Genomic DNA, 14,781 nt, shown 5'->3' with positions numbered 1-14,781 from the left:
CTCTTTGCTTTTCTGTTTGCGACAATTTTAAAGATTGAACATGAAAAAGAATATTTTACTTGCAGTTTGTTTTTTGATGCCGTTGGCAACCATGGCGCAGAATGATACTTTGGGACATGAACGCAATATTACGCTGTCGGAGGCCATTGTACTGGCCCGTACGCAGTCTGTGGATGCTGCTGTGGCATTGAATGAATTGAAAACCGCGTATTGGGAATACCGTACATTCCGTGCGGACTTGTTGCCGGAAGTGAATTTCACCGGTACACTACCCAACTATAACAAGTCCTACAGTACCTACCAGAATTCCGACGGCTCCTATAGCTTTGTTCGCAACAATACACTGGGGCTGTCCGGACAGCTTTCGGTAGACCAGAACATTTGGTTTACGGGGGGTAAGCTGTCACTGACTTCTTCGCTGGATTATCTCAAACAACTGGGTTCCGGAGGAGCGAAGCAGTTCATGTCAGTCCCCGTGAGCCTGGAGTTGACGCAACCGGTCTTCGGAGTGAATACCTTGAAGTGGAACCGCCGTATAGAGCCCGTACGCTATGCCGAGGCAAAGGCCGAGTTCATTTCAGCTACGGAAGAGGTGACGATGAAAACCATCACTTATTTCTTTGAGTTGCTGCTGGCCAAAGAATCGCTCGCTACCGCCATGCAGAACAAGACGAATGCCGACCGCCTTTATGAAGTGGCCATAGCCAAACGTAAAATGGGACAGATATCCGAGAATGATTTGTTGCAGCTTAAACTGAATTCATTGCAGGGCAAGGCCGACGTGACTGAGGCAGAGAGCAACCTGAATGCAAAAATGTTCCAGCTCCGTTCTTTCCTCGGGGTGTCCGAGCAGGAAAGCCTGAATCCGGTGTTGCCCGCCACTGTTCCCGATATAAAGATGGAGTATGACCGTGTGCTGAACAAGGCACTGGAACGCAACTCCTTTGCACAGAACATTCGCCGCCGCCAGCTCGAAGCTGATTATGAAGTGGCAACGGCACGCGGAAACTTGCGCAGCATCGACCTCTTTGCCAGTGTGGGCTATACGGGGCAGAACCATGAATTCTCTTCAGCCTACCGGGACTTGCTTGATAATCAGATTGTGCAGGTAGGCGTCAAGATTCCTATCCTTGACTGGGGCAAGCGCCGCGGCAAGGTAAGGGTGGCAAAGAGCAACCGTGAAGTGGTCTTGTCCAGAATCCGTCAGGAACAGATGGACTTTAATCAGGACATCTTTTTGCTGGTGGCTAACTTCAACAACCAGGCGCAACAGCTGGACATAGCCGAAGAGGCGGATGTCATTGCTGAGAAGCGTTACAAGACCAGTGTAGAGACCTTTATGATAGGTAAAATCAGCACTCTGGACCTGAACGATGCACAGAACTCTAAAGACGAAGCCCGTCAAAAGCATATTTCAGAGCTGTACTACTATTGGTATTACTTCTATCAGCTCCGCAGCTTGACCCTTTGGGATTTTGAACGCGATACGGAATTGGAAGCTGATTTTGAAGAGGTGGTAAGAGGATAAGTCGACGGGTTGCAAGTGATAAGTTATGAGTTATTTGCCGGTAAAAGTACCGTATATGCGATATTATAGGTAAATAACTTATAACTTATCATTCATAACTCTGCTTTTTTACTTATTTTTGCGGGAAACAAACTACAATTTTTATGATACTGATAATAGACGACGATAGTGCTGTGCGCTCTTCCCTCAGCTTTATGCTGAAGCGTGCCGGATATGAGGTGAAAACGGCTCCGGGCCCTCGCGAAGCTATGGATATAGTTAGGGCCGAAGCACCCGCCTTGATTTTGATGGATATGAACTTCACTCTTTCCACTACCGGAGAAGAGGGACTTACTTTATTGAAGCAGGTAAAGGTGTTCCGTCCTGATGTGCCCGTTATTCTGATGACTGCATGGGGAAGTATCCAGCTTGCCGTGCAGGGGATGCAGGCCGGCGCATTCGATTTCATAACCAAGCCTTGGAACAATGCCGCTCTTTTGCAGCGCATCGAGACGGCCCTTGAGCTTACGGCCGCCCCGAAAGAGGTGCCGGAAGAACAGACTACCGCATTGAATCGCAGCCATATTATAGGTAAGTCCAAAGGGCTGATGGAAGTGCTGAACACAGTGGCCCGCATAGCCCGTACCAATGCTTCGGTATTGATTATGGGCGAAAGCGGAACGGGCAAGGAGCTGATTGCCGAAGCCATCCATATCAACAGTCAACGCGTGAAGCAGCCTTTTGTCAAGGTGAACCTTGGTGGCATCTCGCAGAGCTTGTTCGAGAGCGAGATGTTCGGCCATAAGAAAGGGGCGTTTACCGATGCCAGCGCCGACCGTATAGGGCGTTTTGAAATGGCAAACAAAGGTACTATCTTCCTCGATGAGATTGGTGACCTCGACCCTTCCTGCCAGGTGAAACTGCTGCGCGTGCTTCAAGACCAGACATTCGAAGTGCTGGGCGATAGCCGTCCCCGCAAAGTCGATGTACGCGTTGTGTCCGCCACTAATGCAGACCTCCGCAAGATGGTGTCCGAACGTACTTTCCGTGAAGACCTTTTTTACCGTATCAACCTGATTACCGTAAAACTGCCCTCCTTGCGGGAGCGCCGTGAAGATATTCCTTTGCTGGCACGTCACTTTGCCGACCGTCAGGCAGAGGTGAACGGCTTGCCGCGTACGGATTTCTCGGCCGACGCTCTGAATTTCCTTTCCCGCCTGCCTTATCCGGGCAACATTCGTGAGTTGAAGAATCTGGTGGAGCGTACCATTCTGGTCAGCGGCAAGCCGGTGCTGGATGCCACGGATTTCGATGCCCAATATCTGCGTCACGACGAACCGGCCAAAGCTGCCGAAGGTACTTCTTTTGCAGGTATGACCTTGGATGAAATAGAGCGGCAGACTATCTTGCAGGCGTTGGAACAGCATAAAGGGAATCTCAGTCAAGTGGCAGTGTCATTAGGCATCAGCCGCGCTGCGCTTTACAGACGTTTGGAAAAATATAATATTCAAGTCCCGTGCGCATAAAATTCTTTTTCTTCATACTTGTCCTTTTTCTGCTTGGTCTGGGTGGAATGCTGGTATATCTGCTGAGTGGAAAGCCGTCTTTGTACCTATACGTGTTGGAGGGGCTCATCGGGTTTATCCTTATCTATCTGATAGTATTCTATAATAAGATAGTGAAGCCGATGAATACCATCGGCAGCGGTATGGAGTTGCTGCGCGAGCAGGATTTCAGTAGCCGTCTCAGCCGGGTAGGGCAGTACGAGGCAGACCGCATTGTGAATATCTTTAACCGAATGATGGAGCAGCTCAAGAATGAACGGTTGCGCATGCGCGAGCAGAATCACTTCTTGGATTTGTTGATTCAGGCATCTCCAATGGGGGTTATTATTCTGACAATGGACGATGAAGTGTCGCAACTGAATCCGATGGCGGTAAAGATGCTCGGTGTCCGTATGGAGGAGGCGATGACAAAACGGCTGGACCAGATGGACTCCCCGTTGGCTGCCGAACTTTCGTCTATTCCCAAAGACGAGACGGCGGTAGTCCGTCTCAATGATGCGAATATTTATAAATGCACCCATTCTTCTTTTATTGACAGAGGGTTCAAACATCCTTTTTTCTTGATAGAGCGTATGACGGAAGAAGTGATGCGTGCCGAGAAGCGTGCCTATGAAAAGGTAATCCGCATGATAGCTCATGAAGTGAACAATACCACTGCGGGCATCACTTCCACACTCGATACAGTGGAGCAGGCACTTTCTACAGAAGATGATATGGAGGACATCTGCGACGTGATGCGCGTCTGTACGGAGCGTTGTTTCTCGATGAGCCGTTTCATTACCCGTTTTGCAGATGTGGTAAAGATACCTGAACCTACCCTGGTGCCCGTCCAACTGAATGAGTTGGTGTCCATGTGCAAGCGTTTCATGGAAGGAATGTGCAATGACCGCAATATAGGGCTACGTCTGGAATGCGACCCGGAGGTGGGAATGGTGCGTATGGATGCTTCTCTTTTTGAGCAGGTGCTTGTGAATATCATCAAGAATGCTGCCGAAAGTATAGAGGGGGATGCCGGAGAAAACGGACAGCAAGGTGAGATAATAGTAAGGACCACTGCCCCCGCTTCTGTGGAAGTCGTTGACAATGGTCCGGGGATAAGTAAAGAGACCGAAGCTAAACTCTTCAGTCCCTTCTTTTCCACCAAGCCGAACGGGCAGGGAATTGGCCTGGTGTTTATCCGGGAAGTTTTGAGCCGTCATGGTTGCACGTTCTCCCTACGTACCTACAACGATGGATTGACCCGCTTCCGTATACTATTTAATTGAAATTTGAAAGTTTTACCTTTCACCTTTCAATTTCTGCTTTTAAAGAATTCTTTTGCATATTCGTCCAATATCCTTTTAATGCCTTGGCCGATGGTCGCATAGTCTTTCTCGTCCAGATTGGCGAGTGAGGCGCGCACGCTCCATTCGGGGCCGTCAAAACCACCGCCGTTCAGCAACACCAGAGAGGTTTCCTTGGCAAGGCGGAAAACTACGTTCAGCGGGCTGTAGGTACGTTTCAGATATTCTACAAAGTCGTCCCCATAGAACTTCTTTGCCCAAACCAGCATGTCGATTTCTGTATAATAACCTACGCGCAACGGGTCTTCCGTCAGCGTGAAACCGGTATTTTCCCAAAGGGCATGCAATCGGCGGCGGATAATCTCCTGCATCTTTTGCTTGTATTTGTTTTCCTTGTCCAGCAGGGCAAAGGCGGCGAAAAGGCCCATCTGCATCTGTTGTGGCAATGACAGTCCGGCGGTATGGTTCAGTGCCACCTGGCGACTGTCGGCAACCATACGGTCGATAAACTTCAGTTTTTCAGGTTCCAGAGTGAGGGTGGAGTAGCGGCGGTGCAGAATCTCCCGTTTCTCTTTCGGCAGTTTGGCTATCAGCTTGTCGAACAGATTGAATTCGTGCAGGGCAATGACCGCATTGCGCCATCCGGTGGCACCGAAGTATTTGGAGAATGAATAGACGCAAAGCGTATTGTAGGGAATTTCTGCCATGAACGAACGGAAGTGCGGACTGAATGTACCGTATACGTCGTCTGTAATAATCATCAGATTAGGGTTGTCATTTCTGACGATGCTCACGATGCGCGCCATTGTATCCGGACTGAGTGTGTAGCTGGGCGGATTACTGGGATTAGTGACAAAGAGGGCCTTGATTTTAGGGCTTTTCAAGCGGTCTATGTCTTCGTCGCTGTACTGCCAGAGGTGCATCCCTTCGCTATTCATGCGGTTGGCATGTATTTTGGTCACTCGAAACTGGTAGCGGCTGAGTTGTGGAATTTCAATATAGGGGGTAAAGGCAGGAACCATGAGGACGATGCCGTCCCCTTTGTTCAGCAGGAAGTTTTCCTGCAGGGAGTCGAATATATAGCACATGGCGGCTGTTCCACCTTCGGTGGCAAACAAATCATAGGCACCCCGGGGAGGACGGTTGTCGCACATCTCTTGCGAGAGATAGTCTTGCACAAGGATTTCTGTAAAATGAAGGATGCGGTCGGGCACGGGATACTGGTCGCCTACAATGCTTTCGGTCCATTCGTGTACAAGGCTGTCGGGGTCGGCGGCATGCTGCATCAGCAGGTAGTTGTAGGTTTGTTCCAGCAATTTGGCACCCGGTGCGTTATTGTTCTTTTTCAGGAAGGCTTCGAAGCGGGAGGCAATGCCTTTTTTTTCGGGGATGCCTGCAATGTCCTCGGGCAAATCCATGATGCGACGGCACTCTTCCAAGCCGAAGCTTCCCAATAGGAAAAAGGCCTCGCGTGGAGCGGTTGCAATCCAGTTGGGGTTGCCGCGCCCTGCGTTCAGCATGGTACGGGCGGTTTTCTTCAGACTTTCGTCTGCCATGTCTATCAGGCGGTTCTTCAGTTCGAAAGGACTGATAGATTCCATTTTCTTTTCTAAAAGTTTTGTATCCATAAGCTCAAGTTTAGGTTCGTTATTTATTGTTTTCAGTCATTCGGTGAATAATCTCTGTTCATGTGGCGGACTATTTCTTTCCTTGCTTGAAATTAATCGTCCGATATATGTTTCCTTTTCGTCCGACAGTTGTTGAATCATCGTCCGACAACTGTTGAATTATCGTCCGACAGCTGTCGGACGAATAGCTATTAGTGAATGGGTATATAGTCGCTTGCATTTCCGGCAATAATTCTTTGAATGCTTCGGATTAGTAAGCATTGACACAAAATCGTCTTATAGTAGCAAAACGATGACTACACCCCATATTATTAATAAGGTATTGCCCACGGCATAGGTCACGGTGTATCCCAGAGCAGGCGTTTCGCTCTCAACGGCATCCTGCACCGCGCCTAAAGCGGCCGTAGTGGTACGTGCCCCTGCGCAGACGCCCAAAGCCAGTGCCGGATGGAACTTGAAAACATACCTTGCCAGCAGCAAGCCGATAATCAGCGGCAGGGTGGTGGCTGCTGCTCCCACCAGAAACAGGCTGATACCTACGTCGTGGAAGCCCTGCACGAAACTGGGACCTGCCGAAATGCCCACTACCGCGATGAACATGTTCAGACCGACATTGTTCAACACCCATTGTGAAGGTTCGGGAATGCGCCCGAAGGTGGGGTGCTTACTGCGGAGCCAGCCGAAGAACAAGCCCGCAATCAATGCGCCGCCGCTTGTGCTCAAGCTGATGGGGATGCCGCCGATATGGACGGAAAGTGCTCCGAACAAACCTCCGATAAGGATACCCAGGCCTACGAATATCATATCCGTCTGGTTGGTAGGACGGTCTATATACCCCAGACGTTTGGCTGCTGCTTCCACTTCCTGCCTGGTACCTACCACTTCGATGACGTCGCCGGCATCTACTACCGTTTGTGCCAGCACGGGAATGGATATTCCGGCGCGCTTGATGCTCCGGATACTGACACCGTGCATGAACTTTTCCCTTCGGATAGCTGCAACCGTCTTGCCGGCAACCGTCTTGCGTGTGATTGTAACCGGTAACTTTTCCGCAGGAAAATCCAGGAGCTGGGCATCTTGTACTTCCGGCCCTATCCAGCTTTCTTCGCCTATGATATATTCACGGCGTCCGCTTAGCACTACTTCGTCTCCCGGCTCTATCCGTAGGTTCATGCTGACTTCCACCACAATTCCGGATTTGCGGAGGCGTTCCACAAATAGACGTTTGTCGTGCTGCCGGAAGTAGACTTCCAGGTCAATCACCCGCTTTCCATTCTTGAACCATTCGTTTTCGACCCGGTAGGCACGGAAAGTGACGGGGCGTGCCGCCGGCATGAATCCCGGTTCGTCAGCCAGAGAGCTGCCCATCTTCGCCTCCAGTTCCTTGCAGGCGGCTTTCACCTTTTCCAGCCCGCCCAGCATCTTGGGACCGATGGATGATAGGACCCATGCCGAGCCTGCAGTACCGAAAATGTAGGTGACGGCGTAGGATACGGGAATGATGTTGACGTAACTTTGTCGTTGGGCCTCGTCCAGTCCCATATTGGCCATGGTGTCTTCTGCCACTCCGATGACGGCGGAGATGGTTTGCGAACCGGCCAGCAGTCCGGCAGCTTCACCGGCATTGTAGCCCATCATCAGGGCCAGCAGCCAGGTCACTAACAGTACGGATATACACATCAGTACGGCAAAGCCCACTTGGGGCAATCCGTCCTTTTTCAGTCCGCGGAAGAACTGGGGACCCACTTTATAGCCCACGGCAAAAAGGAAAAGCAGAAAAAATACCGACTTTATCGGACCCGGTACGGCTATATTCAGTTGCCCTACCAGTACGCCTACAAGCAGTACACTGGTCACTGTGCCCAGCGTAAACTTACCGATACGCAGTTTCCCCAGCCAGAATCCCAGGAATATAGTGAGGAAAATGGCAAGTTCGGGGCGTTCCCTGAGCTGGTTGAAAATCCATTCCATAATCAAGTTGTTTAGGTTATATATTGGTTGTTCCGATGCTTTCTGGAGCGTCGTTTCGCTATACAACGGCTTTTAACGGGAAGTGTTTTATACAAAAGGAGTTTTTTAGAACATTTATTCCGTAAAACCGAACTTTAAGAAAAAGTTTTCTTCCGTACCTTTGTCATCCAAATTAGGTAAAACAAGGTATGAAGTTGTTTTTTAGGGTATTTCTGCTTATCCAGCTGGTTACTCTTCCATTGAGGGCACAATATATGGTGCAAGGCGTTGTCACCGATTCGTTGACGAAGGAGCCATTGCCTTATACGTCAGTTTATCTGAAAGGAACTACGGAGGGAGGGATGACGGACAATAACGGCCGTTTTTCCTTCAAGACCTATCGCCCGGAGGCCACGCTGGTCATTTCGGCCGTGGGATATAATGAATATGTCCGGTTGATTCATCCCGCAAAGTCGTCTAAGTTCAATATAGTCCTTTCGCCAGCCACTTATGCACTGGATGAAGTGGTGGTGAAGCCGAAGCGTGAACGGTATAAGAAAAAGGATAATCCCGCAGTGGAGTTTGTACGCAAGATGATAGAGCATCGGGATGACTATTCGCCCGACGAACGCGACTTCTGGAAACGTGACCGCTATGAAAAGATGACTTTTGCCATCAATAACTTCGACAGCTTGAAGCAACAGAAGTGGCTTTACCGTAAGTTCAAGTTTCTGACGGATTATGTCGATACCTCTGCCGTTACCGGCAGGCCGGTACTGGCCATTTCCAACCGTGAGTTGCTTGCCACAGATTATTACCGCAAGTCTCCGCATAGCCGGAAACAGTGGGTCACCGCCCGCAGGCAGGCAGGAGTGGACGAAATGCTTTCCCAGCAGGGTATGGAGCAGGCTATCAGTGTCACCATGACCGATGTAGACCTTTATGAGAACAACATTACCTTGTTCACCAATAAGTTTGTCAGCCCGCTTTCCTCCCTTGGGCCGTCTTTCTACAAATATTATCTGATGGATACGCTTACCGTTGCCGGAAAGCCTTGTGTTGACTTGACATTTGTTCCTTTCAACTCCGAGTCGTTCGGTTTTACGGGACATTTGTACGTCATGCTGGACAGCACCTATTTTGTAAGGCGTGCCGTCATGAACTTTCCTCAGAAAATCAATCTGAACTTTGTGGACTACATGAAGATTGAACAGAATTTTGACCGCGCGGAGGACGGTACGAGGCAGTTGCTCAATGAGAGTATCACTACGGAATTCAAGTTGGTGGACAATAGTGACGGTATTTATGCCAAGCGGGATGTGTATTACAGAAACTATCAGTATGAACCGGATGACAAGGCTCTGCAGGCTTTCCGAAAACCGGAAAAGATGATTGAAGAGGCATCGGCTTCCGGCTATTCGGAAGCATATTGGGATGCCAACCGCCAGGTGGAGGTCAGCAAGAAAGAGACTTCGGTGGACAAGATGATGGCCCAGTTGCGCAGCTATCCCGTTTATTTCTGGACGGAGAAAGTGCTGAAGGTGCTGTTCACGGGGTATATTCCCGCTCCGAAGGAAAAAGAACCTTTGTTCTATATCGGTATGATGAATACCACCATCAGCGGAAATACACTGGAAGGAGTGCGCTTGCGTGCCGGCGGTATGACGACGGCATGGCTCAATCCGCATCTGTTCGGCAGGGGGTATATGGCATACGGTTTTCGCGACCATCGTGTAAAAGGACTTGCCGAACTGGAATATTCTTTTCATAAGAAGAAGGAATATGCCAATGAATTTCCTATACATTCGTTGAAGCTCCGTTACTTGTCAGATGTCAATCAATATGGACAACACTATCTTTATACCAGTCAGGATAATGTTTTTCTTGCCTTGAAACGTCAGAAGGATGACCGTATCGGTTATCAGCGGAAAGCGGAGCTGACCTATACCAATGAGTTCCATTCCGGCTTTTCCGTACAGATGACGGCGCGCCTGCGTAAAGATGAATCATCCCGTCTGATTCCTTTCATCAAGCAGGATGACCGTAATACGTATGTAAAAAGTATTTCGACCAGTGAGCTGGAATTGAAGCTGCGCTATGCTCCCAACGAAAAATTCTTCCAGACCCAATGGAACCGCTTCCCTGTTTCGCTGGATGCTCCGGTCTTTTCGCTTACGCATACCATGGCTGCCAAAGGGGTACTGGGAGGAGACTATACCTATCACTATACGGAAGCGGGTTTTCAAAAGCGTTTCTGGTTCTCGGCATTCGGTTATACGGATGTTATCCTGAAAGCCGGAAAAGTCTGGAATAAGGTTCCTTTTCCTCTGCTTATCATTCCCAATGCGAACTTGTCCTATACCATACAGCCCGAGTCCTATTCACTGATGAATGCCATGGAATTCATGAACGATGAATACGCTTCCTGGGATGTGACCTATTACTTGAACGGCTGGCTCTTCAACCGTATTCCTTTGTTGAAAAAGTTGAAATGGCGTGAAGTGCTTTCCTGCCGCGGTTTGTATGGGAATTTGAGCGATAAGAATAATCCGGCTTTTCAGCAGGATTTGTTCCGTTTTCCTGCCGGGAGTACCACCATGGGGCATACGCCCTACGTAGAGGCAGGCGTAGGCATTGAAAATATTTTCAAGGTGTTGCGTGTCGATTATGTATGGCGTCTGACTTACCGAAATTTACCGGATATAGACAAATCCGGGCTCAGAATCAGTCTGCACATGACATTTTAACTTAAATCTTACTAATAGGACATTAAATCGGATAAAATGACTAATCCCAATTGAGTAAAATACCCTAAATTTGAGCAATTTTTTAAACTCTAAATAATACAATGGCAATGAAAGAAAACATTAAGCCGGCAACCGGACGCCTGGGCGTGCTGGTAGTCGGAGTAGGTGGTGCGGTTGCAACCACCATGATTACCGGTACATTAGCTGCTCGCAAGGGCTTGGCAAAAGCTATAGGCTCAATCACACAAATGGCTGCTATGCGCATGCAGGATGGCAAAGAAAAACTTATCAAAGACATAGTGCCTTTGGCTGATTTGAATGATATCGTTTTCGGAGGTTGGGATATTTTCCCGGACAACGCCTACGAAGCTGCTATGTATGCTGAGGTTTTGAAAGAGAAGGACTTGAATCTGGTAAAAGATGAACTGCAAGCCATCAAGCCGATGCCTGCTGCATTCGACCACAATTTCGCAAAACGTTTGAACGGTACGCACATTAAGAAGGCAGCTACCCGCTGGGAAATGACAGAGCAGTTGCGCGAGGATATCCGTAACTTCAAGGCAGCCAATAACTGCGAGCGTATTGTTGTGCTGTGGGCTGCAAGTACCGAAATATATATTCCGCTGTCCAAGGAGCACGAATCTCTCGCTGCTTTGGAACAGGCAATGAAGGAAAACAATACTGAAGTAATCTCTCCGAGTATGTGCTATGCATACGCTGCCATTGCAGAAGGCGCTCCGTTTATTATGGGTGCTCCTAATCTGTGTGTGGATACTCCGGCTATGTGGGAATTCTCCAAGAAAATGAATGTGCCCATTTCCGGTAAGGACTTCAAGAGTGGCCAGACTTTGATGAAGACGGTGCTTGCTCCGATGTTCAAGACCCGTATGTTGGGTGTAAGTGGCTGGTTCTCTACGAATATTCTGGGTAACCGTGACGGCGAGGTACTCGACCAACCGGAGAACTTCAAGACAAAAGAGGTCAGCAAGCTGTCTGTTATCGACAATATCTTCGAGCCGGAGAAATATCCTGACTTGTACGGTGATGTTTATCATAAGGTACGCATCAACTACTATCCTCCCCGTAAGGATAACAAGGAAGCATGGGACAACATTGATATTTTCGGCTGGATGGGCTATCCGATGGAAATCAAGGTCAACTTCTTGTGCCGTGACTCCATTCTTGCTGCTCCCATCGCGCTCGACTTGGTTATTTTCAGTGATTTGGCATTGCGTGCAGGCATGTGCGGCATTCAGACGTGGCTGTCCTTCTTCTGCAAGAGCCCGATGCACGATTTCGAGCATGAGCCGGTACACGATTTGTTCCAGCAATGGCGCATGGTGAAAGAGACTCTCCGCAATATGGTGGGTGAGACAGCACCGAGTTATCTGGACTAAAAAAACAGTGATAAGGTGATAAAAATAAGGTGGTAAGGTGATAGAGTGATAGCACTTTACCACTTTATCACTTTTATTACTTTATTGCATTTATCATTTTACCGTTTTTATCGCATTTATCACCTCATTACTTTTTTGATGAAGAAACCCTCCCTCCTCCCAGTTATTATCGGTACGGGCTTTGGCTCGGGCTTTTCTCCTTTTGCACCCGGCACTGCGGGAGCTTTGCTGGCTACGCTTATCTGGTTCGGGTTGTCTTATCTGGTTTCAAGTGTCTGCCTTTTGTGGCTGACAGTAGCATTGATTTTGGTATTTACGCTTGCCGGTATCTGGGCTGCCAACCGCCTGGAGGCATCTTGGGGCGAAGACCCTTCGCGCGTGGTGGTCGATGAAATGGTCGGCGTGTGGATTGCCTTGCTTGCGGCGCCCGCCGGACATGTATGGTATACATTGGGAGCATTTGTCTTGTTCCGTTTGTTTGATATATTCAAGCCCTTGGGCATCCGCCGTATGGAAAGTCTGCCGGGTGGAATAGGGGTAATGATGGACGATATTCTGTCCGGAGTCTACGGATTTATAATTTTGATTGTGGCAAGATGGATAATCTGTTGAAATCAAATGGCAAAGGTGTGTCGTGGCGCCATTCTGTCTGGATCTTCTTCAAGGCCCAGATTTCTGCGCAATTCGCAAGCTTTGTCGATTTTCTGGTGACTATCCTTCTGGTGAAGGCTTTTGCTGTTTTTTATCTTTATGCCACATTCACGGGTTCCGTAGTAGGAGGCATTGTAAACTGTGCCATTAATTACGGATGGGTGTTCCATGCCGAAGACTGCAAGAAAACGCATGTTGCCGTCAAGTACCTCTTTGTCTGGGGAGGCAGCATTATACTGAATACTTGGGGTACTTTTGCACTGACCGAGTGGCTTACCCGCATGACATGGGTCAATGGATTGTTGGGATATTATATAGACAATGTATTTATTCTGTCAAAGATAATTGTAGCAGTGCTGGTAGCTTTTTTTTGGAACTACCATCTGCAACGTTTTTTCGTTTATCGTAATCACAATATAAAAGGCTTTCTGAAACATTATTTAGAGAACAAAAAAGACGAATATGAATTATAGAGATTGGTTGCAGCAGGTGATATACAAGATTATCAACCCTGTGGTGCATGGTATGATTAGAATTGGCATTACGCCTAACTTTATTACGACTACGGGGCTGGTACTGAATATCGTGGCGGCTGCCTTGTTTGTGTATGCCGGGGTGTACAAAAGTGGTGAACTGGCCTATGTGGGCTGGGGAGGCGGTATTGTGCTCTTTGCCGGGTTGTTTGATATGATGGACGGACGCGTGGCACGCGTGGGTAAAATGAGTTCTACTTTCGGTGCGCTGTACGACTCCGTACTCGACCGTTACAGCGAGCTCGTGACATTGTTCGGCATCTTCTATTACCTGATGCTGCAAGGCTATTTGTGGGGCTCCATCATTACATTCATTGCGCTGATAGGTTCGCTGATGGTGAGTTACGTGCGTGCCCGTGCCGAAGGTTTGGGGCTGGAGTGTAAAGTCGGTTTCATGCAGCGTCCCGAACGCGTTGTGCTGACTGCCCTCGGTGCCATGTTCTGCGGTATCTTTGGTGATTGTACCTTGTTCGACCCGATGCTGATACTAATTGTGCCTATGGCAGTGATTGCAATATTGGCGAATTTGACGGCATTTGCTCGCTTGGCGCATTGCTATAAACTACTGAAAGACAAGGAATGAAAAATAGTTTGTTTCCCTCTGTGAGAGAGGCGGTGCTGGTGATTGTCATCACAGCGTTTTTCCTGATTCTGACAGCGGTCTGTATCGGGCTTCGTCCGGAACATTTCCTGATGGCGGGTGTATTTTTGGTATTGTTCTTTGCCGGACAGACAACCCGTAAGTTGGCAGTGGCGCTGTTGCCGTTTTTCATATTCGGCATTTCGTATGACTGGATGCGCGTATATCCCAATTACCAGGTGAATCCCATTGATGTAAAAGGACTTTATGAGACAGAAAAATCCCTTTTTGGCTTGTCTGTAGACGGTGCTGTCCTCATCCCTTGTGAGTATTTTGCTTTGAACCATTGTCCTGTTGCCGATTTCTTTGCCGGGATATTCTATCTCTGTTGGGTACCGGTTCCCATTGCATTCGGGTTGTGGCTCTATCTGAAGGGTGACCGTAAGGTATATCTTCGTTTTGCGATGGTGTTCCTGCTGGTTAATCTCATCGGTTTTGCCGGCTATTATATCCATCCCGCTGCTCCGCCCTGGTATGCCATGAATTATGGTTTCGAGCCGATACTCGACACTCCGGGCAATGTGGCAGGCTTAGGACGTTTTGACGAATTGCTGGGATGCTCCATCTTCAACTCCATTTACGGAAGGAATGCCAATGTATTTGCAGCAGTGCCCTCGCTCCATGCCGCCTATATGGTGGTGGCTTTGGCCTACGCGGTTATGGACCGCAGCAAAAAGTGGCTGATAGCGTTGTTTGCGGTGATTATGGTCGGTATCTGGTGGACGGCTGTCTATTCGGGACACCATTATCTGATTGATGTGATGCTGGGCATCTCTTGTGCATTGCTGGGTATTTTTGTTTTTGAGAAAGGACTGATGAAGTGGGGAGCGTTCGGACGCTTCTTTGAAAGATACAGTCGATACATTAAATAAGGTATACA

At 48.7% G+C, this 14,781-nt stretch carries 11 protein-coding genes; 9 read left to right on the top strand and 2 right to left on the bottom strand.

Annotated features, from left to right (window positions below; genetic code table 11):
- The first annotated feature begins 40 nt into the window (after positions 1 to 40).
- The 3 genes from DWY57_RS15630 to DWY57_RS15620 all read left to right on the top strand — a co-directional run bounded on the left by DWY57_RS15630 (position 41) and on the right by DWY57_RS15620 (position 4,337).
- Positions 41 to 1,528 carry a TolC family protein gene (locus DWY57_RS15630; protein WP_005826781.1) on the top strand — a complete coding sequence of 496 codons (1,488 nt, stop codon included), beginning with the start codon at positions 41 to 43 and terminating at the stop codon, positions 1,526 to 1,528.
- 143 nt (positions 1,529 to 1,671) lie between these two features.
- A complete protein-coding gene (locus tag DWY57_RS15625; RefSeq protein ID WP_119962037.1) occupies positions 1,672 to 3,033 on the top strand; it encodes a sigma-54 dependent transcriptional regulator in 1,362 nt (453 codons plus the stop codon).
- A complete protein-coding gene (locus tag DWY57_RS15620; RefSeq protein WP_119962036.1) occupies positions 3,024 to 4,337 on the top strand; it encodes an ATP-binding protein in 1,314 nt (437 codons plus the stop codon). Before DWY57_RS15625 ends, DWY57_RS15620 begins: the two co-directional genes overlap by 10 nt.
- 26 nt (positions 4,338 to 4,363) lie before the next feature.
- On the opposite strand, the gene aspD is transcribed toward DWY57_RS15620, so the two are convergent.
- Together aspD and aspT are read right to left on the bottom strand one after the other, a co-directional pair.
- Complete coding sequence (aspD, locus tag DWY57_RS15615; RefSeq protein ID WP_119962035.1) at positions 4,364 to 5,983, bottom strand: aspartate 4-decarboxylase; 1,620 nt, start codon at positions 5,981 to 5,983, stop codon at positions 4,364 to 4,366.
- Positions 5,984 to 6,259: 276 nt separating this feature from the next.
- Positions 6,260 to 7,954: an aspartate-alanine antiporter gene (gene aspT / locus DWY57_RS15610; RefSeq protein ID WP_119962034.1), complete on the bottom strand. Its 1,695-nt coding sequence runs from the start codon at positions 7,952 to 7,954 to the stop codon at positions 6,260 to 6,262.
- A 188-nt stretch (positions 7,955 to 8,142) separates the two neighbouring features.
- Here aspT and DWY57_RS15605 point away from each other — a divergent pair, with 188 nt between their 5' ends.
- The 6 genes from DWY57_RS15605 (at position 8,143) to DWY57_RS15580 (ending at position 14,773) form a co-directional block, all read left to right on the top strand.
- Positions 8,143 to 10,680, top strand: coding sequence for a DUF5686 and carboxypeptidase-like regulatory domain-containing protein (locus DWY57_RS15605; RefSeq protein WP_119962033.1), 2,538 nt, complete (start codon positions 8,143 to 8,145; stop codon positions 10,678 to 10,680).
- A gap of 107 nt (positions 10,681 to 10,787) precedes the next feature.
- Positions 10,788 to 12,077: an inositol-3-phosphate synthase gene (locus DWY57_RS15600; RefSeq protein WP_117965522.1), complete on the top strand. Its 1,290-nt coding sequence runs from the start codon at positions 10,788 to 10,790 to the stop codon at positions 12,075 to 12,077.
- 138 nt (positions 12,078 to 12,215) lie between these two features.
- A complete protein-coding gene (locus tag DWY57_RS15595; RefSeq protein ID WP_119962057.1) occupies positions 12,216 to 12,689 on the top strand; it encodes a phosphatidylglycerophosphatase A in 474 nt (157 codons plus the stop codon).
- Positions 12,674 to 13,201, top strand: coding sequence for a GtrA family protein (locus DWY57_RS15590; RefSeq protein ID WP_119962032.1), 528 nt, complete (start codon positions 12,674 to 12,676; stop codon positions 13,199 to 13,201). Before DWY57_RS15595 ends, DWY57_RS15590 begins: the two co-directional genes overlap by 16 nt.
- Complete coding sequence (locus tag DWY57_RS15585) at positions 13,191 to 13,844, top strand: CDP-alcohol phosphatidyltransferase family protein (RefSeq protein WP_005826758.1); 654 nt, start codon at positions 13,191 to 13,193, stop codon at positions 13,842 to 13,844. The genes DWY57_RS15590 and DWY57_RS15585 overlap by 11 nt, the downstream gene beginning before the upstream one ends.
- Positions 13,841 to 14,773, top strand: coding sequence for a phosphatase PAP2 family protein (locus DWY57_RS15580; protein ID WP_119962031.1), 933 nt, complete (start codon positions 13,841 to 13,843; stop codon positions 14,771 to 14,773). Before DWY57_RS15585 ends, DWY57_RS15580 begins: the two co-directional genes overlap by 4 nt.
- The last annotated feature ends 8 nt before the right edge of the window (positions 14,774 to 14,781 follow it).

Origin of the sequence: Bacteroides sp. AF25-5LB, assembly GCF_003602965.1 — a bacterium.
Classification (GTDB): Bacteria; Bacteroidota; Bacteroidia; order Bacteroidales; family Bacteroidaceae; genus Bacteroides; species Bacteroides uniformis.
The sequence above is the reverse complement of the archived record's forward strand: the minus strand, read 5'-3'. Positions and strand labels throughout refer to the sequence as shown.